The organism is Lentimicrobium sp. S6, assembly GCF_013166635.1.
Classification (GTDB): Bacteria; Bacteroidota; Bacteroidia; order Bacteroidales; family UBA12170; genus UBA12170.
Genome location: NZ_JABKBZ010000222.1, coordinates 1 through 977 on the forward strand (window position 1 = coordinate 1; position 977 = coordinate 977).

The 977-nt window shown below is 38.4% G+C and carries 1 protein-coding gene; it reads right to left on the bottom strand.

The window, feature by feature from the left end; genetic code table 11:
• Positions 1-977, bottom strand: a 977-nt coding sequence (locus HNS40_RS22440; RefSeq protein ID WP_216664207.1) for a hypothetical protein, incomplete at both ends; no start/stop codon positions are given.

Consider the following 977-nt stretch of genomic DNA (forward strand, 5'->3'; position numbering starts at 1 on the left):
AAGCATTGGCTTGTCCTGCATCTGCGGTTTGGCTTATTGCTGCTCCACAAGTAATACTTGGGTCAATAACATCCTCTACTGTGACATCGGCAGTAATTGTTGATACATTATTACTGGCATCTGTTCCGGTTAGAGTTATTGTATTTAAGCCTAGGTCTGTACAAGCAAAGTCTGTTTGACTTGCTGTTAAGGTGAAATCACAATTATCATAACTTCCATTATCAATATTGGCGGCTGTAATACTGGCTGCTCCTGAGGCATCTAATTGAATAGTTACATTCTGTGAGGCCATTACTGGGGCAATATTGTCTTCTACTGTTACTATAGACTCACATGTTGTGGTTAAACCTGCATCATCAGTTACTGTTAGCGTTACTGTGTTCACTCCTACATTTGTACAATCGAATGTGTTTGGATTGGCATCTAAAGAAACCACTACGCCATTATCATGAGAACCATTATCAATCATTGCTCCGGTGATACTTGCTGTTCCGGCTGCATTTAGTTCTATTGTAATGTCTTGACATACTGCAATTGGAGGATTTTCATCAATTACAGTAATTATTGCATTACAAGTATTAGTATTTCCACAATTATCAGTGACTGTCAGAACAACATTATTTAATCCGAGGTTAGCAGAAGTAAAACTATTTGGTGAAACACTCATTGAGGCAATACCACAATTATCTGTAGAACCATCATTTACATTTTCAGGAATTAAAAGTGCATTTCCCGAATTATCTAAACTAATTGTATAAGGTTTACAGATGGCTGTTGGATTTACATTATCTAAGACTGTAATAGTCTGTGTTGTAGATGCTGTATTTCCGCCTCCATCTGTATAAGTCCATGTTCTGGTGACAGTTCCGTTACAATCTGTGCCAACTATAGCAGCGTCTGTTCCGGCTACACTTCCTGAACCATCGCAATTATCTGTCCAAGATAAATTGCTCATCACTGGGACATCGTCGATACAA